Genomic DNA, 20,671 nt, shown 5'->3' on the forward strand with positions numbered 1-20,671 from the left:
GGTCACTCCTGTTGAATGCGCTGTTTCTGTCTGGAAGCTAGAGTAAGCAGGGTGCCCTGAACCGCGCCTGAACCCGGCCTGAACCTCGGCTGAACGATTCGTTTGCCAAAACAAGGAGTAGTGAACATGCGTGCCCTGCTGGCTCTGACCCTGATGTGCAGCGCCGCTCTTGCCCAGGCGGCAGTAGTGACCCGCGATATCCCCTACCAGGATGCCGACGGCAAACGCTTTGTCGGCTACTACGCCTATGACGATGCGCTGGAGGGCAAACGCCCGGGCATTGTCGTGGTGCATGAATGGTGGGGGCTGAACGACTATGCCAAGCGTCGCGCCCGCGACCTCGCGGCCCTGGGCTACAAGGCGCTGGCCATCGACATGTACGGCGACGGCAAGCACACCGAGCATCCGCAGGATGCCCAGGCATTCATGGCCGAAGCGATGAAGGACCCGGCTGGCGCGGCCAAGCGGTTCGACGCAGGCCTGGACCTGCTGAAAAAACAGCCGAACGTCAATAAGCACCAACTGGGCGCCGTCGGTTACTGCTTCGGCGGCAAGGTGGTGCTCGATGCAGCCCGGCGTGGTGAGAAGCTGGACGGCGTGGTGAGCTTCCATGGTGCGTTGGCGACCCAGACACCAGCCAAGCCTGGCGTGGTTCGGGCCGACATACTGGTCGAGCACGGCGCCGCTGACAGCATGGTCACCCCAGAACAGGTGGCAGCGTTCAAGGCGGAAATGGACGCGGCCAAGGTCAACTACCAGTTCATCAGCATTGCCGGGGCCAAGCATGGCTTTACCAACCCGGACGCCGACCGTTTGAGCCACGGCGAGCACGGCGGCCCGGACATCGGTTATAACAAGGCGGCAGATGAAAGCTCGTGGGCGGACATGCAGGCGTTCTTCAAGAAAGTGTTCAAGTAGAACGTTGTGGGGCCACGCCGCGGCCCCACCTCCCACACAGCCACATTTGGCTGGCACAATAGCCGCCATGAACAGATTGCCTTCCTGCTGCGCCCCGCTCAAGCATCACTGGCCGCTGCCCCGCCCCCTCCCCGGCGCGGTACTGGTCAGTTGCGCCTTCGACCCGGCCCTGCTGGCTGCCGACGATTTCCAGCGTGCCGGCATCGTGCCCAGTGCCAGCCTGCAGCGTTCGGTAGCCAAACGCCAAGCCGAGTACCTGGCGGGGCGTATCTGCGCCCGTGCAGCCCTGCAACGCCTGGATGGCCGCGACTATGTACCCGGCACTCACGATGATCGCTCCCCCATCTGGCCCGCAGGCATTCGCGGTTCCATCACCCACGGCAAAGGCTGGGCGGCGGCCGTGGTTGCGACCGAAGGCGACTGCCCTGGCCTGGGCCTGGATCAGGAAGCGCTGCTTACGGACGAGCGCGCTGAGCGCCTGATGGGCGAAATTCTCACACCGCCGGAGCTTGAGCGCCTGGACCGCGGCCAGCCAGGCCTGGGAGTCACCCTGGCCTTCTCGCTGAAAGAAAGCCTGTTCAAGACGCTCTACCCCCTGACCCACCAGCGCTTCTATTTCGAGCACGCCGAGGTGCTGCAGTGGTCGGCCGATGGCCTGGCACGCCTACGCCTGCTCATCGACCTTTCGCCCGAGTGGCGCCACGGTGCCGAACTGCAAGGCCAATTCTGCGTGCAAGACGGTCAACTGCTCAGCCTGGTCAGCGCCTGAGCCTTACAGGGGCGCCTGCTCGCGGGGCCAGCTCAGGCTGAAACAAGCACCGCCCAGCGTTTCGCTGCGGCCCACCATGGCCCGGCCGGCATGCCAGTAGATGATCCTGCGCACGATCGACAGGCCCAGGCCATGCCCGCCAGACGCGCGGGTGCGACTGTCGTCCAGGCGGGTGAAAGGCGTAAAGATACGGTCCCAGTAGCCTTCGGGAATACCCGGCCCGTCGTCCTCGACATCGATGCGACAGCGCTGCTGGCCAAGCTGGTAGCTCAGACGCACCTCGGACACGGCATGACGCAAGGCATTGCTGACCAGGTTCTGCAAGGCCCGGTGCAGGTAACGTGGCTCGGCTTCTACCCAGGCGCCGTCGGCGTCCTGCACCTGGCAATCGCCGCGCACCAGCCTGACCTGGGTATTGAGCGGCGCCAGCTCTGCGATCACCCGGGCCAGCAGGGCATCCAGGTCGACCCGCTGAAACTGCAGCGCAGGCGCGCCTTGCTCCAGCCGGGCATAGGTCAGCATCTCGTCCACCAGCTTGTCCAAGTCCTGGATATCACCGTCCATGCCCGCCAGGTGCTTGGCGCGGGCCTGCTCGGTCGGCGCGCTTTCGATCATTTCCAGGCCAAAGCGCAACCGTGCCACCGGGGTACGCAGTTCGTGGGACACCGCTCTAACCAGTTCGCGCTGCATGCTGAGCGAGCGCTGCAGGTGCTCGGCCATGCCATTGAACGCCGCCGCCAGGCGCCCCACCGAGTCGGCGTCGCCTGCCGGCACACGGGTTTCCAGGCTGCCCTGAGCAATACGCGTGGCGGCGATTTCCAGGCCCGACACACGCCGCTCCAACTGACGCACCAGCAGGTAGACCACCAGGCCGATCAGGCACAGGCCAAGGAACGCGATGAGTATCAGCAACTGCGGTGGGTAGGGGTTGAGCTGATGCAGCGGGCCGATCTCCAGCACCCAAGGTGAGCCCGGCAAGCCGGCGAACACGCGGATCGAATCGCCGTCCTTGCCCAGCGCCATGACGGTGTCACCCTCCTCTACCCGCCGCCGCTGGTCATCGTCCAGGCTGACCCGCTCCAGGCGTTGCAGTGCGACGCCAAAACCGAACCCCTTGCTTTGCTTCAATTGCGCCAGGCGCTGCTGCTGGTCGGCCACCGGGTAGCGCACCAGTTCGTCGATCAGTAAATAAAGGGTGGCCCGAGCCAGTTGTTCGCTGACTTGTTTGACCTCGGCGACCAGCAACAGGTCTTGCTGGCCGACCTTGCGCAACACCTGGGCGGCATGTGGCCCGGTTTTCTCCACCACTACCAGGCCTCGGTACAAACGTGCCCGCTGGCCGCCGTCAAGGGTGCGCGCCGACATGGGTTGCAAGCCCAGCGGTACACCTAGCAGGCGCTCCCACATCACCAGGGAGCGCTTGCGTTCGGTGTCGTTCTGTTGGGCCAGGTTGTCGGCCATCAGGCTGAACGTGCCTTGGGCCAGGCGCTCGCGGTGCTGGGCGGCGCGCACCTGGTTGGTCAGGTGCAGGCTGAGCACCCCCAGCAGGGCCACCAGCACCAGCACAGCGAGCATACCGCCGTAAATGCGCAGAAAGATCGAGTTGTTCATGGCGCGTCGCCGACGAACAGGTAACCCTTGCTGCGCAGGGTCTTTATCAGCCGTGGGTGGACGGGATCATCGCCGATCTTGGGGCGGATCCTGGAGATACGCACATCGATGGAGCGGTCCTGGCCGTCGTAACCGACCCCGCGCAGGGCGGTGAAGATCTGCTCGCGTGACAGCACCCGCCCGGCGTTGCTGGCCAGCAGCCAAAGCAGGTCGAACTCGGCACCGGTCAGCTCGATCGGCTGTTCGCCGAGCCAGGCTTCGCGCAGGCGGTTGTCGATGCGCAGCGCGCCGAACACCAGGTCGCTGCGCTTGCCTTCTGCCGGCTCGCTACGCCTCAGCAGGGCCTGGATACGCGCCAACAACAGGCGCGGCCGCACCGGCTTGCACACATAGTCGTCAGCGCCCAGGTCCAGGCCCTGAACCTGGTCAAGTTCATCGCTGCGGGCGGTCAGCATGAGGATCGGGCCAGCATATTGGCCGCGCACGCGACGGCAAATGCTCAGGCCATCTTCGCCGGGCAGCATGAGGTCGAGGATCACCATGTCTGGCTGGCTGTCGACGATACGCCGTGCGGCGCGGCCACCATCGCCCTCGACCGACACTTCGAAACCGTTGGCCTGCAGGTATTCGGCCGTGAGCTCGGCCAGGCGCTGGTCGTCCTCGACAATCAGGATGCGGGGTAAGGGTTGGTCCATGGCGTTGCCTTTGATTGTAGTTTTTGCTTTGCCCGTAACGTTTGCCCTTCACCAAAAGGCAACATTGCCCCCGGATACTACGTCCCGCACCGGACGCTGCCAACCTGACCCGAAAAGGCCCTGGACTGAACCGTTTTTTGTGCTAGGGTTCGCGCCCTGAAAAATCTGCCGTGGGGCAGCGAGCAGCCGAAAAATACTGCAAACCACTTGGCACAAGGCCTACAGCGAATACCCACTCTTCACACACAAAGTACGCACAACTTATCCACAGGCGCTCGCCTTGCAAAGCCCCCAATACCGCATTATCTTGTATCCCCATCGCAGCGAACCACTAGATATTGGGTTTCGCGCAAAATCACAATCACAAGTCAGCAGTCAAATTCAAGCGATTTTTCTGGCTGAACTTCCGGTGATTTCAGCAGCCAAACCGCTCCTGCGGAGGCGACCGAGGCAAGCCCTCCTGGGCATTGTTCGGGTATGAGTGTTGCAGGCATTGCCAGGCACTCATCAGCAACAGTTTTTGGGCGTAAGCCCAGAATCTTTGACTTCGGCCAGGGAGCGGCAGGTTATTGCCCTTATTCCTGAGTCTGTCCCGAAGTCGGTACGCCCGAGCGGGCGGATGCGCACGCATGACGCATCCCCGCCCGGGCCAATCGAGCAAGTGGACGGAACGGTGGGCGCCCAAAAGGCGCCTGAACAATAGAAACAGTGGAGACACCCACCCATGCAAACCGACACAACTCGCGAGAACCCGCAGGCGTTGGCGCCGCAGGCCGCCGATTCCAACCAGGATCTGGCAGCCACCGCCCCAGGCCAACTGCGCGTGATCAAGCGTAACGGCACTGTCGTCCCCTACACCGACGACAAGATCACCGTGGCCATCACCAAGGCGTTCCTCGCAGTTGAAGGTGGCACCGCCGCCGCCTCGTCGCGCATCCACGACACCGTCGCGCGCCTGACCGAGCAGGTCACCGCCACGTTCAAGCGTCGCATGCCATCGGGTGGCACCATCCACATCGAAGAAATCCAGGACCAGGTCGAACTGGCCCTGATGCGTGCCGGCGAGCAGAAAGTCGCCCGCGACTATGTGATCTACCGCGACCAGCGCGCAAAAGAGCGCGCCACCCGTGCCAACTCCGATGCCGTGGTCGAGCCGCACCCAAGCATCCGCATCACCCTGGTCGACGGCAGCCTGGCGCCGCTGGACATGGCCCGCTTGAACACCATCATCAGCGAGGCCTGCGAAGGCCTGGCCGAAGTCGACGGCGACCTGATCCAGCGCGAAACCCTCAAAAACCTGTACGACGGCGTGGCCATCAAGGACGTCAATACCGCCCTGGTGATGACCGCCCGTACCCTGGTCGAGCGTGAGCCGAACTACTCGTTCGTCACCGCCCGCCTGCTGATGGACACCCTGCGCGCCGAAGGCCTGGGCTTCCTGAACGTTGCCGACAGCGCCACCCACCACGAGATGGCCGACCTGTACGCCAAGGCCCTGCCGGCCTATGTCGCCAAGGGCGTCGAGTTCGAATTGCTGAACCCAGCCCTGGCCGACTTCGACCTGGAGAAGCTGGGCAAGGCGATCGACCACGAGCGCGACCAGCAATTCACCTACCTGGGCCTGCAAACCCTGTACGACCGTTACTTTATCCACAAGGATGGCGTGCGCTTCGAGCTGCCGCAGGTGTTCTTCATGCGTGTGGCCATGGGCCTGGCGCTGGAAGAGAAAGACAAGGAAGCCCGTGCGATCGAGTTCTACAACCTGTTGTCGTCCTTCGACTACATGGCCTCGACCCCGACCCTGTTCAACGCCGGCACCCTGCGCCCGCAGCTGTCGAGCTGCTACCTGACTACCGTGCCGGACGATCTGTCGGGTATCTACCACGCGATCCACGATAACGCCATGTTGTCGAAATTCGCCGGTGGCCTGGGCAACGACTGGACCCCGGTGCGTGCATTGGGCTCGTACATCAAAGGCACCAACGGTAAATCCCAGGGCGTCGTGCCGTTCCTGAAAGTGGTCAACGACACCGCCGTCGCCGTCAACCAGGGTGGCAAGCGCAAAGGTGCTGTCTGCGCCTACCTGGAAACCTGGCACCTGGACATCGAAGAATTCATCGAGCTGCGCAAGAACACCGGTGATGACCGCCGTCGTACCCACGACATGAACACCGCCAACTGGATCCCTGACCTGTTCATGAAGCGCGTCTTCGATGACGGCAAGTGGACCCTGTTCTCGCCGTCGGAAGTGCCGGACCTGCACGACCTGACCGGCAAGGCCTTCGAAGAGCGCTACGAGTACTACGAAGCCCTGACCGAGTACAACAAGATCAAGGTGTTCAAGACCATCCAGGCCAAAGACCTGTGGCGCAAGATGCTGTCGATGCTGTTCGAGACCGGCCACCCATGGCTGACCTTCAAGGACCCGTGCAACCTGCGTTCGCCGCAGCAGCACGTGGGCGTGGTCCACAGCTCCAACCTGTGCACCGAGATCACCCTGAACACCAACAAGGACGAGATCGCGGTCTGCAACCTGGGCTCGATCAACCTGCCGAACCACATCGTCGATGGCAAGCTGGACACCGCCAAGCTGCAACGCACCGTGAACACCGCCGTGCGCATGCTCGACAACGTGATCGACATCAACTACTACTCGGTGCCGCAAGCCCGTAACTCGAACTTCAAGCACCGCCCGGTCGGGCTGGGCATCATGGGCTTCCAGGATGCGCTGTACCTTCAGCACATCCCGTATGGCTCCGATGCGGCCGTCGAGTTCGCCGACAAGTCCATGGAAGCCGTCAGCTACTTCGCTATCCAGGCGTCCTGCGACCTGGCCGACGAACGTGGCGCCTACGAGACCTTCCAGGGTTCGCTGTGGTCCAAGGGCATCCTGCCGCTGGATTCGCAACAGATCCTGATCGAAGCCCGTGGCCAGAAGTACATCGACGTCAACCTGGAAGAAACCCTGGACTGGGCGCCGGTGCGGGCTCGCGTACAAAAAGGTATTCGTAACTCGAACATCATGGCCATCGCGCCAACCGCGACCATCGCCAACATCACCGGCGTGTCGCAGTCCATCGAGCCGACCTACCAGAACCTGTACGTGAAATCGAACCTGTCGGGCGAGTTCACCGTGATCAACCCGTACCTGGTCCGTGACCTGAAGGCCCGCGGCCTGTGGGACTCGGTGATGATCAACGACCTGAAGTACTACGACGGTTCGGTACAGCAGATCGAGCGTATCCCGCAAGAGCTGAAAGACCTGTACGCCACCGCGTTCGAAGTCGAGACCAAGTGGATCGTCGATGCCGCCTCCCGTCGCCAGAAGTGGATCGACCAGGCCCAGTCGCTGAACCTGTACATCGCCGGCGCGTCGGGCAAGAAATTGGACGTGACCTACCGCATGGCCTGGTACCGTGGCCTGAAAACCACCTACTACCTCCGTGCCCTGGCCGCGACCAGCACCGAGAAGTCGACCATCAACACCGGCAAGCTCAACGCCGTGTCCAGCGGTGGCGACAGCGCCCCGGTCCAGGCCGCTGGCCCGGCGCCAGTGCCGAAAGCCTGCGCGATCGACGAGCCTGACTGCGAAGCCTGCCAGTAAGGCCTGAATGCCGCACGGGGTGCCTATGGGTGCCCCGTGCGGCTTTTTTGTATCCGCGCCTTAGAGAAACCTTGCCCTTTGCCCACCGCTCACACGGCTCGGTAAAAGAACAGGACCTCTCAAAAAAGGACGCAAGCCCATGGCGCGGAAAAAAGTGGCAACTCGCAAGATTGGCCGCAATGCTGAAACCGGCCGTTTCACCTCGGTTGAACAGGCACGCAAACACCCTAAGACACACATTGTCGAAACGCTGCATGCCCCTCACAGACACTGCTTGCCTGACCGGGCCTGATCATCCGCAAGCCGGCCCCACAGGTACTGGACCGCCCTCCAGCCAAGCGCGATACCTGTGGGCACTGGCTTGCTGGCAAGGAGCCCGGCACCGCTAGCATGCAACCTTCAAAAACACCATATGATGTGCCTTGAAATTTAAACTGGCACAACATATAGGTTGGCGCTACACTCTTCCCCCATACAGGACGACACCCGATTCGTGAACGGACGCACGCAAAACCGGTCGAAAAAGTTACCCTCGCCGGCACGACATGCGCCCCGATCGAAGGTGAATTCCGGTATACTTTGCGCCCTCTGAAAAGCGCACCATTCAATTGTCCTGGCCCCTCTCAGAGGCCTGGCCAGGTACAAGCCAGAACACATTCAGATGTAAACGAGAGTCAGCCTCTCGCGCTGTCCATTCGCCGTTACGGCCTTGCGTCAGGCATCACATTCTTAACATCCAACCGGTTGCCCCAGGGCGACCCTCAAGCAGGAGCCAAACCATGCTGAGCTGGGACGAATTCGACAAGGAAGACGGCGAAGTAGCCGCCAAAGGCAACACCCCTGCGCAGGCCACCGCCGCCGCCACCCTCGACAAGCTCGACAGCGCTGGCGGTGCCGCCGCCCTGGAAGCCCGTGCCGCCACCGCGTCCGACTCCGACGCCGTGAAGCGCGCCAAGGCTGCGCTCGACGCCCTCGACATCGCTGAAGGCCTGGCTGAACTGGAAGGCTCTTCGGCCCGCGTCGCGGTGGACGAAAAGCGCATGATCAACTGCCGCGCCGACCTCAACCAGCTGGTACCGTTCAAGTACGACTGGGCCTGGCAAAAGTACCTCGACGGCTGCGCCAACCACTGGATGCCGCAAGAGGTCAACATGACCGCCGACATCGCCCTGTGGAAGAGCCAGGACGGCCTGACCGAAGACGAGCGCCGTATCGTGATGCGCAACCTCGGCTTCTTCTCCACTGCCGACTCGCTGGTAGCCAACAACCTGGCCCTGGCCGTGTACCGCCTGATCACCAACCCCGAGTGCCGCCAGTACATCCTGCGCCAGGCGTTCGAAGAGGCGATCCACACCCACGCCTACCAGTACTGCATCGAGTCGCTGGGCATGGATGAAGGCGAGATCTTCAACATGTACCACGAGATCCCGTCGGTCGCGAAGAAAGCCGCCTGGGGCCTGAAGTACACCCGCGCCATCTCCGACCCGGAGTTCAACACTGGCACGGTCGAAACCGACAAAGAGCTGCTGCGCAACCTGATTGCCTACTACTGCGTACTCGAAGGCATCTTCTTCTACTGCGGCTTCACCCAGATCCTGTCCATGGGCCGCCGCAACAAGATGACCGGCGTTGCCGAGCAGTTCCAGTACATCCTGCGTGACGAGTCGATGCACCTGAACTTCGGTATCGACGTGATCAACCAGATCAAGATCGAGAACCCACACCTGTGGGATGCCGCGATGAAGGAAGAAGCGACCCAGATGATCCTGCAAGGGACCCAGCTGGAGATCGAATACGCCCGTGACACCATGCCACGCGGGGTGCTGGGCATGAACGCGGCGATGATGGAGGACTACCTCAAGTTCATCGCCAACCGCCGCCTGACCCAGATCGGCCTGAAGGAAGAGTACCCAGGGACCACCAACCCGTTCCCGTGGATGAGCGAGATCATGGACTTGAAGAAGGAGAAGAACTTCTTTGAGACGCGAGTGATCGAGTATCAGACAGGTGGGGCACTGAGCTGGGATTGAGGCGGAGCAAACTTCTAGCGCCTAAATAGCCCCGTGCAATGCGGGGCTACTGACACTTCGCGGATAAATCCACTCCTACAGATTCAGCTCAACACTCAGGCCAAGTGCGCCTGCCCCCGCAAATGCTCAGCCAGCATGTCAACGAATGCGCGCACCTTGGCCGAGCCGTACTTGCTCTCGCGGTGCAACACATGAATCGGCCAGGGCGCTTCCTCATATTCGGCGAGGATCACCTGCAGTTGCCCGCTGGCGATCTCATCAACCACCTGGTACGACAACAGCCGGGCGATTCCGAGGCCACCTACTGCCGCGGCGATCGCGCCGTCGTTACTGGTCACAGTCAGCCTGGGCTGCATGCGCACCATCGTCGGCTGGTCGGTCACACCGAAGCGCCAGCCGGCACGAGGCGACAGGTTGGTGGTGGCGATCACTGCATGATCGGGCAAGTCCGCGGGGTGCTGCGGCACGCCGTGGCGCGCCAGGTACTGCGGCGAAGCGCAGAGCATGCGCCGCACCTTGCCCACGCGCAGGGCCTTGAGGCCGGAATCGGGCAACGGGCCGATGCGCACGGCCACGTCCATGCCCTCTTCCACCATGTTGACGATACGGTCCAGGAAGTAGGCCGACACGTCCACCTCGGGGTACTGCTGCAGGTACCGCACGATGCAGGGCATGACGAACTTTTTGCCGAACAGGATGGGCGCGGTCACCGCCAACTCCCCCTTGGGCGTGGCGTTGATGCCGGCGGCGGCTTCGTTGGCCTCGCTGATGCTGGCAAGGATGTGTCGGGAGTCTTCCAGATAGCGGCTGCCGGCCTCGGTCACGCGTACACTGCGGGTGGTGCGCAGCAGCAGCTTGACCCCGAGCTGGTCTTCGAGAGCGCTGACGGCACGGGTGACGGCGGCCGGCGAGATGTCCAGGCGGCGGGCGGCGGCAGCGAAGCTTTCCAGCTCGCCAACGGCGACAAATACCTTCATCAGGTGAATCTGGTCCATGCCGGCTCCTGGGCCTCGAGGATGGCGGGATTATCTGCTATCTGCATAGTTTGCGCTGCCTGGGCCGCATCTATCGACGGCACAGACAGCTTCAGAGCGCCAGCACCAGTGCCTGCGCCCCCTCCTCTAGCCTGGCAGGCACAGCGCAGCAAATCAGTACCGTCCCGTTCTCCGGCAGCTCGGCAGGCGGATTTGGGTAATGCACCTGCCCGCTCACCAGCCTGGTCTTGCAGGTGCCGCATGACCCTCCGCGACAACTGAAATCCGGCGAGAGCCCACGCGCCTCAGCCAGTTCCAGCAGGGTGCCGCTGGCGGGCGCCCACCGGGCCTCTTTGGCTGAACTGGCGAAGTATACCGGTACCGGCTCGCTGGCCGCCGGCGGCTGCTGCAGCACCGGCTGGTTGTCGTTGCCATGGCGCCGGAGCGTCGAAGGGCCGAACGCTTCGGCATGGATGCGCCCATCCGGCACGTGTACGGCGCGCAAGCCTTCGTAAAGGTCTTGGGTGAAGCTGGCCGGGCCACACAGGTAGAAATCGTAATCGTCCAGCGGCAGCGCTGCCTTGACCTGCTCAATGCCGAGGCGACCGGCATGCTCATAGTCGCGCCCTGGCAACGCTTCGGGCTCCGGCTGGCTCAACGCGCGATGCACGCTCAACAGGGCTCCGGCCTGCCACTGCAATTGGGCAAGCTCCCGCTGGAATGGCAGTTCGGCAAGGCTACGAGCGCCTTGGAACACGTGAATACGCCGCCCCGTCCGCATCGCCAACTGTTCACGGAGCATGGCCATCAGCGGGGTAATGCCCACGCCTGCGCCAATCAGCACCAGGGGCCGATCGCTGTCGCCCTGCAAGGTGAAGCTGCCCATCGGCAGGCGCACCTGCAACGTGTCGCCGACGGCAATCTGTTCATGCAGGTAACGCGATGCCGGGCCCTGCGCCTTGACGCTGATGCGCAGATGGCCATCGGACGGCGCGCTGGACAGGCTGTAGGTTCGAATCAATGGAGCAGCGCCCGCCTGGGGAATACGCACGGGAATATGCTGACCGGGAGCAAAGGGAACCGGTCCATCGGCCGCCAGGTAGAACGAACGGATATCGCGGCTTTCCTGCTCTACCCGCAGCACGCCCCACGTCAGCCACTGGCGTTGCCGCTCACGCTGCTGCAGGCGCTGTTCGGCTTCTGCCCAGGTGCCGGTCATCAGGCTGGTCGGCGAGTATTCCTGAAAGGCCCAGCGCAAGGAAATAGCCGCGCGGCGCAGCACTACCTGTTCGACCATCAGCGTCCAAAGCCGCTCGGCGCCTTCGAAAGCCTTGATCAACGGGCTGTCGAGGATCACTTCGGTGCGACCAGTCACCTGTAGCACGTTGCCGTTGCTGAAATCGACGAACAACAAGCCCGCCTGGGGGTTTTCCAGCAGGTTGCCAAGGGTGTTGAAATGCAGGTTGCCGGCATAGTCGGGAATGGTCAGGCGGTTGCTTTCAACCTTGACGAAACCGGGGCGCCCACCTCGATGGGAAACGTCCACCGCGCGATGCCCTTGCGGCAGGTCGACGTAACTGGCGACAAAAAAGGTGTCGGCATTCTCGATCATCTGCACCGCGTGGCTATCCAGCGCTGTCGAGTCCAGCCGCCCTTGCGCGGGCTCATCAACACGGCGGTAGACGCGTTGCTGGATGTACTGCGGGCAATTGCCGAACGACTGCTCCACCTCGACCTCGAGCGAACCGCCGAACGACTGCCGGATCAGCCCATTGATACGGTTGCGTCGACGGGTATGCAACTCGATGCCGAGCAAGCCAATGGCCCCGCCAACCACCATCCCTGGCGTAGCCGGGTCATCGCCAGGGCGGCCGGTTTCGATCAGCAGGCGCTTTGGATCGGGCGAACTGGCGAAGCCCTCCGGGCCTTCGAGCACCGTCGCCCAAGGCTTGCCATGCGCGTCCACGGTGCCTGCCACCAGGAACGGCAACTGGTGATAGAACGCGCGGTGCTGATCAGGCATGTGGTCACGGATGACCTTCTGCCCGAACGCCTCCATGCGCTCTGCCACCCCCACCTGTTCCTGCAGGCGTTTCTCGCCAGCGTGCCAAGGCGAAGTTCGAGGAGCTGGTTGTCGCGCCATGGCGGCATACCTCGTGTTGATGATCGCTCAGACGCTGGTCTGCAGGCCCACAGCGGTACGTGGCATGGCAACGAAACCGGGCAACGCCTCAATGCGCGCCAACCAGGCGCGCACATTCGGGTACGGCTCCAGCGAAACGTTGCCCTCTGGGGCGTGGGCAATATAGGAGTAGTTGGCAACATCGGCGATGGTCGGCTCGTTGCCGGCCAGGAACGGTGTCTTGGCCAGCTCGCCGTCTATCACATTGAGCAGGGTGTGAGCACGGCCAATGACTTCATCCGTGTTGAACGAAGCACCAAATACCGTGACCAGACGCGCGGCGGCGGGGCCGAAGGCCAGCGGCCCAGCGGCGACCGACAACCAGCGTTGCACCCGAGCCGCGCCCACCGGGTCTTGAGGCAACCATTGGCCACCCTTGTCGTAAGTGCTGGCCAAATAAATGAGGATGGCGTTGGAATCGGCAATGACAGTGCCATTGTCGTCGATCACCGGCACCTGGCCAAAAGGATTGAGGGCAAGAAACGCTGGCTGCTTGTGCGCGCCCTTGGCCAGGTCGACAAACACCAGCTCGGTAGGCAGGTTCAGCAGCGACAGCATCAACTCGATGCGGTGGGCGTGGCCGGATTTGGGGAAATTGTAGAGTTTGATCATGCTCTGCGCTCCAGGGTAGGCACCGGTTGGTGCGTGTGGAGCACATGCTGCGCTGATTCGGCTGGCAGCGGAATCAGCGTGGCGGGGAAACCATAATTTCGCTTGGCGAAATAATTGGGTCGTTATTTTTCCGAGCGCTGATAACGATACAGGCTTCGCGCAGCCTCGATTACCTGCGGCACACAGGCTTGAATGTCTTCCTCGGTCATCTGATCGAGCAACTCGAAATTATCCTCAAGGCCATGCAACGAAATAGCATTGAGCAGTTGTGCCTGCTCTGGCGGCAACTCGCCCCAACCGGCAACCTGGGTGCCGCGCATGTAGCCAAAGCACCATTCCTCCATGATGACCACTGCCCCTTCCTCGGCGTCGCTTTCCTCGAACAGCGGCTCGAAGCGGTCCAGGTCATCCGCCAGGGCTTCGGCTACCTGATTGGCATAACGCAGCATCAGTGCGGTATAGGCTTCTTCGTGAGCAGGCTTCTTGAACTTCGGCACCTTGCCCCCGGCGACGGTGGGCAGCCATTGCTCAGGGTTCACGCGGGTCGGGGAGCTGGCCAGGGCGGTGAAGAAGCCATTGAGCTCCGCCAGGTTGAGCACCGAATAATCGTTGCCGTAAGTGATCAACAGGTCTTCGAGGCGGTCGAGTTCTTTTTCGCTGAGAGCGGGGAGCATGAAGGATTTCCTGAAAAGCAAACGTGCACGCACCCTAGCACAGCACGCACCAGAAGGCTGCCCGCAGCCGAGCGGCTACGGGCAGTTTCCCTAGCGGGGTAACCAGGTATGCAGGCGCGATTGCGTGCCTGTGCCGATCAGTAGCCATAGAAGGATTCGACACTTGCGTGGGCACAGCTGCCCAGCCATGTGTACGCCTTTTTTCTGCAGGTCGATCTCGCCCCCGGCAAACCCATAGCTCGACCTCGCCGTTGGACCACTCCCAGTGCGGGTAGCTACGATTACAGGCATCTGGAGTACCAGTTGGTCCAACATCTCGGACCAGGTATCGGAAACGTGCCCCGCGCCGAAACCGGCGATGACCAGGCCTTCGTAGCCTAGCGACGGTATCGATTTCAACAGGGCAGTGTCCGCATCCAGGCAGGCCTCTAGCAGCGCAACCTGATGGTCGAGACGATGGGGAGTCGGCAGCACTGAACGTGGTGAGGGCGGGTGATAATAGGCCGCGACACCCTCCACGACTTCGCCCAGGGCGCCGCCTCCGGGTGACTCGAAAGCAGCCATCGCAAAGCTGTCGGTCTTGCGCACCCTTGCGGCACAGTGGATCTGGTCGTTGATAACAACCAGCACGCCACGCCCATGGCTGGGCTGAGCTAATGCCACTTGCGCTGCCGCCAGCAGATTGGCCGGCCCGTCACTTCCCGGTCGGTTGGCCGAGCGCATTGCACCGGTTAGCACCAAGGGCGTGTCAAAGGGCCAGAGCAGATCGAAGAAGTAAGCCGTTTCCTCCAGCGTATCCGTCCCTTGAGTCAGCATGACTGCCTGCGCGCCCCGCTCAACCTGCTCACATGCCCAGGCCAATACGTCGAGCAGCGCCTGAAAGGCGAGCGAGGCACTGGGCACCATGCCCAGCGTCGCCAGTTCGAGTTGCGCCATCTCGCGCAGCTCTGGCAGCAACGCCACCTGCTGCTCACAACCCAACGCGGGGATTACACCGCTCTGAAGCGTGCCGGCCTGCATACTGACCGTTCCACCCAGGCTGCCGATCGCAAGCCGAGGCAGTGCCGTAGTCGCTGTCATACATCACCTCCTGCCATCAGCCCTACCAGCGGTACTATCGCCAGCGTACTGATGGCCATGGACAACACATTGCCGATATAACCATGCATATGGCTCGGCAACCGATCGCTGATAGCCACAGCCAGCGGCGGTGCGACCAAAGCCCCCAGTACAGCGCTGATGATCACAACCTGCCAGTGGCCACCGTGAGTCAGGACGGCAGCAGGAACGACCGACACAATAGGAATGTACGTGGGATACCAGCTACGCACCTGCCATTGACGACGCCACACCAGCACGCCCACCAAAGACGCCATAAACTGCCCTGTCACCATCTGCAGTACCAGTTGCGAGCCATAGGCCGGCCCAGCAGGGGCCACTAGGTAGGCCAACAGCAAGCCTAGAAGCAGTCCCAGACTGGCAAGCTCATTGCCAAAGAATGGTGCCTCGCTGAAGTCGGCCAATACGCGGCGCAGGGTCCAGACCACGCCGTAATTCGGCTCGCCGCTGACTGGCTGCAACGCGATGTGCTTTCGACCCTGCCCCACCCATGACGGAAAACGTCTGCACATCATAAACGCGACAGCGCTTGCCACGGCCATGCCGCTCACGTTGCCAATCACTACCGGCAGTTGCAGAGGAATACACAGGTAGTTGACGAAGAACAGGCTGGCAGGCGTTACCAACAGTGCACCCAGCACTGCACCGCTGATCGTTACCTGCCAGCCGCCACCCAACAGGAGCACCATTGCAGCCGGCAACGACACGAAGGCGACGAAGGTCGGTTGCCACACGCCAGCGGCCAAGGTCCATCCCCATAAGCCGTGGCTCAGCAACAGACCCAACAGTGAACTGCCGACAACCCAAGGCCATAGACCACTGCCATAGCAAATGGCAAAGCCTTGCCAGCGGTAGCCACGGACCGATGCCCAATGCGCCAGACAGGCACCCAGCAGCAAGCCTAACGCGGGCAACTCATGCTTGTAGAAAGCGACCTCACTGATATCACCCACTATCCAACGCAAACGGCTCAGGGGCTGATCAATCGTTGCAATGGTGTGTCCATAGTCCGGCCATTGACCAACAACCAGGCTGCTGATCAGCAGTCCGAGCATGCAGGTGAACACCACCAGTAATGGCCATTGCCGCGTCGGGACGTTCATCTCTTTCATGTCCGACTCCTCAGCGCGGCATCGGGGCATGCAGCCGATAACCGAGGGTATGGTCATAGAGATCTGTGCGCCGGTCCCGTGGCAGGTCGTTGAGGCTGTTCCAGATCGGCGCAGAACGTGCAGCACTGAGGTCTACATCGGCATAGAGGATATGTTCTTCCTCTGCACTGGCTACCTCACCGATCGGCCAGCCGTTGGTTCCTGCAATCAGCGAGCAGCCCAGGAAACGCCCGCCACGCTCGCTACCTATACGATTGGCCGCCGCAATGTAGACGTTGTTGACGTGTGCTGCAGTCATGGTCAAGTAAGAGGCCATGCAGCGCCCGGCTTCATCGAAAAGAGGCGGTGGCGTCCATACCCAGTTGTTCAGGCTGCAGAGGATGTCGGCACCTTGCGCCGCCATCACGCGAGGGACTTCGGGAAACCAGATATCCCAGCAAATGAGCAAGCCGATACGCCCAATGGGCGTCTCGAATACGGGGAAACCTAAGTCACCAGGGGTGAACCATAGCTTTTCCTGGTTCCATAAATGTGCTTTGCGGTAGTGCCCAAGCAAACCCTCCGGCCCGAAGAGTACTGCACTGTCATACAGCTTCAGGCCATCTCGCTCGGCAAAACCCGCCGCCAGATAAACGTGATTGTCCCTTGCGAAGTCGGCCCACGCCTGCACACAGCTGCCGTCTTGCAAGGTTTGGGCATGGGCGTAAGCTTCGGCCCGTGAGGTGAACGTATAGCCGGTGTTGGCAAGTTCCGGCAGCACAATCAGGTTGGCACCATCGTTCACAGCGCGCCGGGCCAATGCCAGCCCTTTGCCAAGATTGCTGTCACAGTAGTCGATCCCCACCTGAGGGCCATATTGGATGACTGCGATTCGCACGGGACTGACGGGAGTGCAGTGCTCAGACATGGCGGCTTCCTTTTATCGTTGTTGTGGAAGGCGCTAGTAGAGTGGCGATGAGTCGGGGAGCGATAGTCAGCTCACTCCCACAAACTAGTAGGAAAACGGAATGTGTATAGAAGGAAGACTCTTACATACTCACTGCCAAAACCCTGCCTACCGTACTTGGTAATGCGGATAGTGGTCTAAGGTGAAGCCACCATTGAACGTTGCTGAAGTCCGATCGCAAAGGTTTATCACGGTGTCGATTGCCGTGCGCAGGCAAGGTTCTGTCCAGCCCGCATCTACAGAGAAGGACTCTCTGTAGTGTGGAACGGGAGAAATCGATTTTAAAAAAGGCTACCGCGCTTTTGATGGCCGAGGAACACGAGCGCTCGCGTTGATTGATCAGCTCCGCCGCGAGGAGCCTGTCGAATTACTCTGCTCGGTGTTTGAAGTCACTCGCTCGTGTTACTACGCGCATTGCCATAAACGGCGATCTCCGGACGTTGCGCGACTGGCACTGCGCGTTCGGGTTAACGAGCTATTTACACAGAGCCGTAATGCCGCAGGTAGTCGAACCATCATGTGCATGATGCGCGAAGAAGGCATTCAGATCGGCCGCTTCAAGGTGCGCAAGTTGATGCGCGAAATGAAGCTGATCAGTAATCAACCGGATTCACATGCCTACAAGAAAGCCACAGTGGAGCGCCCTGACATCCCGAATGTGCTGGAGCGCGCATTCGATGTCACGGCACCGAATCAAGTATGCTGCGGCGACATCACGTACGTGTGGGCTCAAGGTCAGTGGCACTATGTGGCGGCAGTTATCGACCTGTTTGCACGGCGCATGGTGGGATGGGCGTTTTCACCTAAACCGGACAGTGAGTTGGTCATCAAAGCGCTGGACATGGCGTACGAGCACCGTGGGCGGCCGCAGAATGTGCTGTTTCATAGTGACCAGGGTAGCCAGTATGGCAGCCGAGTTTTTCGACAGCGGTTGTGGCGTTACCGCTTCAGGCAGAGCATGAGCCGCAGAGGTAATTGCCTGGACAATGCGCCCATGGAACGTTTGTTCCGCAACCTGAAAACAGAGTGGGTGCCGAGTGTGGGCTACATGAGTGCTGCGCAGGCACAGCAGGACATCGGCAGTTTTCTGATGCAACGCTACAACTGGGAGCGACCGCATCAGTTCAACGGTGGATTACCGCCAGCGATTGCCGAGGAAAAACTTAATCCGGTGTCCGGGATTAGTAGACCACTACAAGGCAACTGAGGTGCCGCTGCAGGCCTCATCACCAGCACGCTAGCCTCCACAGGTTCAGCGCCGTCCTTGAGAACAGCACGCTCCCTGTGGAAGCCAGCTTGCTGGCGAGGGGTCCTTAAGCCTTATACCGCCAGCGCACGCTCACGCAGTTCGCTGTTGAGGATGCGGTCGTTCTCGCTGTAGTCGACCGGGCAGTCGATCACGTGCACGCCCGGGGTCTTGATGCAGTGCTCGAGCAGCGGCAGCAAACCTTCGGCGCTTTCCACACGGTGGCCATTGGCACCGTAGGCTTCGGCGTATTTGACGAAGTCCGGGTTGCCGTAGTCCAGGCCGAAATCGGTGAAGCCCATGTTGGCTTGCTTCCAGCGGATCATCCCATAGCCATCGTCACGCAGAATGACCACAGTGATGTGCATGCCCAGGCGTACCGCGGTTTCCAGCTCCTGGCTGTTCATCATGAAGCCGCCATCGCCGCATACCGAGATCACCGGGCGGTCCGGGTATACCAGGTGCGCTGCCATGGCCGATGGCAAGCCGGCGCCCATGGTCGCCAGGGCATTGTCCAGCAGTACGGTATTGGGCTTGTGCGCCTTGTAGTTACGGGCGAACCAGATCTTGTAGATACCGTTGTCGAGGGCGACGATACCTTCGGATGGCAGGGCACGACGCACGTCGGCTACCAGACGCTGCGGATAGACCGGGAAGCGGTCGTCGTCCTTGCCTTCGGCGATCTGCGCTTCGTTCGCTTCGCGGATGGCCATCAGGCGGGTGAAGTCCCAATGCGAGGTGTCGCCCAGGCCTTCGCCGATCTGCCACACGGCGTTGGCGATGTCGCCGATCACTTCGACTTGGGGGAAGTACACGGCATCGACTTCAGCAGAGCGGAAGTTGATGTGAATGACCTCGGTGCCGCCACGAACCATGAAGAACGGCGGCTTCTCGATCACGTCGTGGCCGATGTTGACGATCAGGTCTGCAGCTTCGACGGCCCGGTGCACGAAGTCACCGGAGGACAGTGCAGCGTTACCCAGGAAGCGCGGGTTGCGCTCATCCACCACACCTTTGCCAAGCTGAGTGGTGACAAACGGGATACCCGTCTGGTCTATCAACTGCTTGAGGACCTTGGCAGTCATCTTGCGGTTGGCGCCGGCGCCGATCACCAAGATAGGGCTGCGCGCATTGCGCATTTTCTCGATGGCAGCATCGATGGCCACGTGCTCGGCCAGCGGGCGACGGTGCAGGCTCGGCGGAATCGGCATGGCGTCGGTCTGCTCGGCAGCGATGTCTTCCGGCAGCTCCAGGTGTACCGCGCCCGGTTTCTCTTCTTCGGCGAGACGGAAGGCCTCACGCATACGCGACGGAATGTTGTCGGCCGAGGCGAACTGATGGGTGTACTTGGTGATGGGGTCCATCATGCCGCACACGTCGATGATCTGGAAGCGCCCCTGTTTGGACTTCTTGATCGGCTTCTGGCCGGTGATCATCATCATCGGCATGCCGCCAAGGTAGGCGTACGCACTGGCGGTCACCAGGTTGGTCGCGCCTGGGCCGAGGGTCGACAGGCTGACGCCGGTCTTGCCGGTCAGACGGCCATAAGTCGCAGCCATGAAGCCTGCAGACTGCTCGTGGCGGGTCAGTACCAGCTTGATCTTCGATTTGCGCAGGGATTCCAGCAGGTCGAGGTTCTCCTCGCCGGGAATGCCGAATACATACTCGACACCTTCGTTTTCCAGGCATTGCACAACGACATCGGCGGCCTTGGCCATCTTGCTTCTTACCTCAGTTGTATAGGACGGTGGAGGTCCAGAAATGCGCAGCACGGTACGCTGGCATCGCTATGTCCGGGCGCGCGGATGCCCCGAACCTAAGCCTTGACGCAGACCAGGCAGGGGAAAGTCACGTTTACGAACAGGATTAATTGTCGCACCGTTTCGGACACCTGCGTAGGTATAGGGCGGACAAAACAGCTTTGCCTGAGCATACAAAGCCAGAAAAGACAAAACCCCTACCTGCTCGCGCAGATAGGGGTTTTGCGAAATGAATCTTGACGATGACCTACTCTCACATGGGGAAACCCCACACTACCATCGGCGATGCATTGTTTCACTACTGAGTTCGGGATGGGATCAGGTGGTTCCAATGCTCTATGGTCGTCAAGAAATTCTGTTGCCAGAATGTCCAGCTGGACAGCCTAGCGAATTCGGATATGCGATATGTGTGATGTTGC

General features: G+C 61.3%; 14 protein-coding genes, 1 rRNA gene and 2 pseudogenes. 5 read left to right on the forward strand and 12 right to left on the reverse strand.

The window, feature by feature from the left end:
* Positions 1–126 precede the first annotated feature (126 nt).
* Together L6D80_RS14295 and L6D80_RS14300 are read left to right on the forward strand one after the other, a co-directional pair.
* Positions 127–918, forward strand: a complete 792-nt coding sequence (locus L6D80_RS14295) for a dienelactone hydrolase family protein (RefSeq protein WP_054900586.1) — start codon at positions 127–129, stop codon at positions 916–918.
* A gap of 67 nt (positions 919–985) precedes the next feature.
* Positions 986–1,687: a 4'-phosphopantetheinyl transferase family protein gene (locus tag L6D80_RS14300; RefSeq protein WP_054900587.1), complete on the forward strand. Its 702-nt coding sequence runs from the start codon at positions 986–988 to the stop codon at positions 1,685–1,687.
* 3 nt (positions 1,688–1,690) lie between these two features.
* On the opposite strand, the gene L6D80_RS14305 is transcribed toward L6D80_RS14300, so the two are convergent.
* Together L6D80_RS14305 and L6D80_RS14310 are read right to left on the reverse strand one after the other, a co-directional pair.
* Entirely contained in the window at positions 1,691–3,298 is a 1,608-nt protein-coding gene (locus L6D80_RS14305) for an ATP-binding protein (RefSeq protein ID WP_054900588.1), read from the reverse strand.
* Positions 3,295–3,993 (reverse strand): response regulator, encoded by a 699-nt coding sequence (locus L6D80_RS14310; RefSeq protein ID WP_054900589.1) that lies wholly within the window; start codon positions 3,991–3,993, stop codon positions 3,295–3,297. The genes L6D80_RS14305 and L6D80_RS14310 overlap by 4 nt, the downstream gene beginning before the upstream one ends.
* A gap of 724 nt (positions 3,994–4,717) precedes the next feature.
* Between L6D80_RS14310 and L6D80_RS14315 the strand changes: the two genes are divergently transcribed.
* Entirely contained in the window at positions 4,718–7,597 is a 2,880-nt protein-coding gene (locus L6D80_RS14315) for a ribonucleoside-diphosphate reductase subunit alpha (RefSeq protein ID WP_176512640.1), read from the forward strand.
* Between the two features lie 779 nt (positions 7,598–8,376).
* Positions 8,377–9,627 carry a ribonucleotide-diphosphate reductase subunit beta gene (locus tag L6D80_RS14320; protein WP_176512641.1) on the forward strand — a complete coding sequence of 417 codons (1,251 nt, stop codon included), beginning with the start codon at positions 8,377–8,379 and terminating at the stop codon, positions 9,625–9,627.
* A gap of 95 nt (positions 9,628–9,722) precedes the next feature.
* Here L6D80_RS14320 and L6D80_RS14325 read toward each other — a convergent pair whose 3' ends face one another.
* The 8 genes and pseudogenes from L6D80_RS14325 to L6D80_RS14360 form a co-directional block, all read right to left on the reverse strand.
* Positions 9,723–10,622 (reverse strand): LysR family transcriptional regulator, encoded by a 900-nt coding sequence (locus tag L6D80_RS14325; protein WP_054900592.1) that lies wholly within the window; start codon positions 10,620–10,622, stop codon positions 9,723–9,725.
* A 91-nt stretch (positions 10,623–10,713) separates the two neighbouring features.
* Complete coding sequence (locus tag L6D80_RS14330) at positions 10,714–12,744, reverse strand: pyridoxamine 5'-phosphate oxidase family protein (protein WP_176512642.1); 2,031 nt, start codon at positions 12,742–12,744, stop codon at positions 10,714–10,716.
* Positions 12,745–12,771: 27 nt separating this feature from the next.
* Complete coding sequence (locus L6D80_RS14335; protein ID WP_176512643.1) at positions 12,772–13,395, reverse strand: glutathione S-transferase family protein; 624 nt, start codon at positions 13,393–13,395, stop codon at positions 12,772–12,774.
* 122 nt (positions 13,396–13,517) lie between these two features.
* Complete coding sequence (locus L6D80_RS14340; RefSeq protein ID WP_054900595.1) at positions 13,518–14,069, reverse strand: UPF0149 family protein; 552 nt, start codon at positions 14,067–14,069, stop codon at positions 13,518–13,520.
* Positions 14,070–14,159: 90 nt separating this feature from the next.
* A complete protein-coding gene (locus tag L6D80_RS14345) occupies positions 14,160–15,149 on the reverse strand; it encodes an asparaginase (RefSeq protein ID WP_176512644.1) in 990 nt (329 codons plus the stop codon).
* On the reverse strand, positions 15,146–16,291 hold the full coding sequence (locus tag L6D80_RS14350; RefSeq protein WP_371419533.1) for a hypothetical protein: 1,146 nt from the start codon (positions 16,289–16,291) through the stop codon (positions 15,146–15,148). The genes L6D80_RS14345 and L6D80_RS14350 overlap by 4 nt, the downstream gene beginning before the upstream one ends.
* A 19-nt stretch (positions 16,292–16,310) precedes the next feature.
* Positions 16,311–17,207 (reverse strand): nitrilase family protein, encoded by an 897-nt coding sequence (locus L6D80_RS14355; protein ID WP_176512646.1) that lies wholly within the window; start codon positions 17,205–17,207, stop codon positions 16,311–16,313.
* A 147-nt stretch (positions 17,208–17,354) separates the two neighbouring features.
* Positions 17,355–17,498 (reverse strand): annotated as a pseudogene (locus L6D80_RS14360) (FAD-dependent oxidoreductase); the annotation flags it as partial.
* On the opposite strand from L6D80_RS14360, the pseudogene L6D80_RS14365 reads away from it, so the two are divergent.
* A pseudogene (locus tag L6D80_RS14365) lies at positions 17,498–18,453 on the forward strand (IS3 family transposase); the annotation flags it as partial. The pseudogenes L6D80_RS14360 and L6D80_RS14365 overlap by 1 nt on opposite strands.
* A gap of 113 nt (positions 18,454–18,566) precedes the next feature.
* On the opposite strand, the gene L6D80_RS14370 reads toward L6D80_RS14365, so the two are convergent.
* Both L6D80_RS14370 and rrf read right to left on the reverse strand, forming a co-directional pair.
* The gene (locus L6D80_RS14370) at positions 18,567–20,210 is read right to left on the reverse strand and encodes an acetolactate synthase large subunit (protein ID WP_054903782.1); all 1,644 of its coding nucleotides are present in this window, start codon (positions 20,208–20,210) and stop codon (positions 18,567–18,569) included.
* Between the two features lie 276 nt (positions 20,211–20,486).
* Positions 20,487–20,602 (reverse strand): 5S ribosomal RNA (gene rrf / locus L6D80_RS14375).
* Positions 20,603–20,671 lie beyond the last annotated feature (69 nt).

It is taken from the genome of Pseudomonas ceruminis, from assembly GCF_021602025.1.
Classification (GTDB): domain Bacteria; phylum Pseudomonadota; class Gammaproteobacteria; order Pseudomonadales; family Pseudomonadaceae; genus Aquipseudomonas; species Aquipseudomonas ceruminis.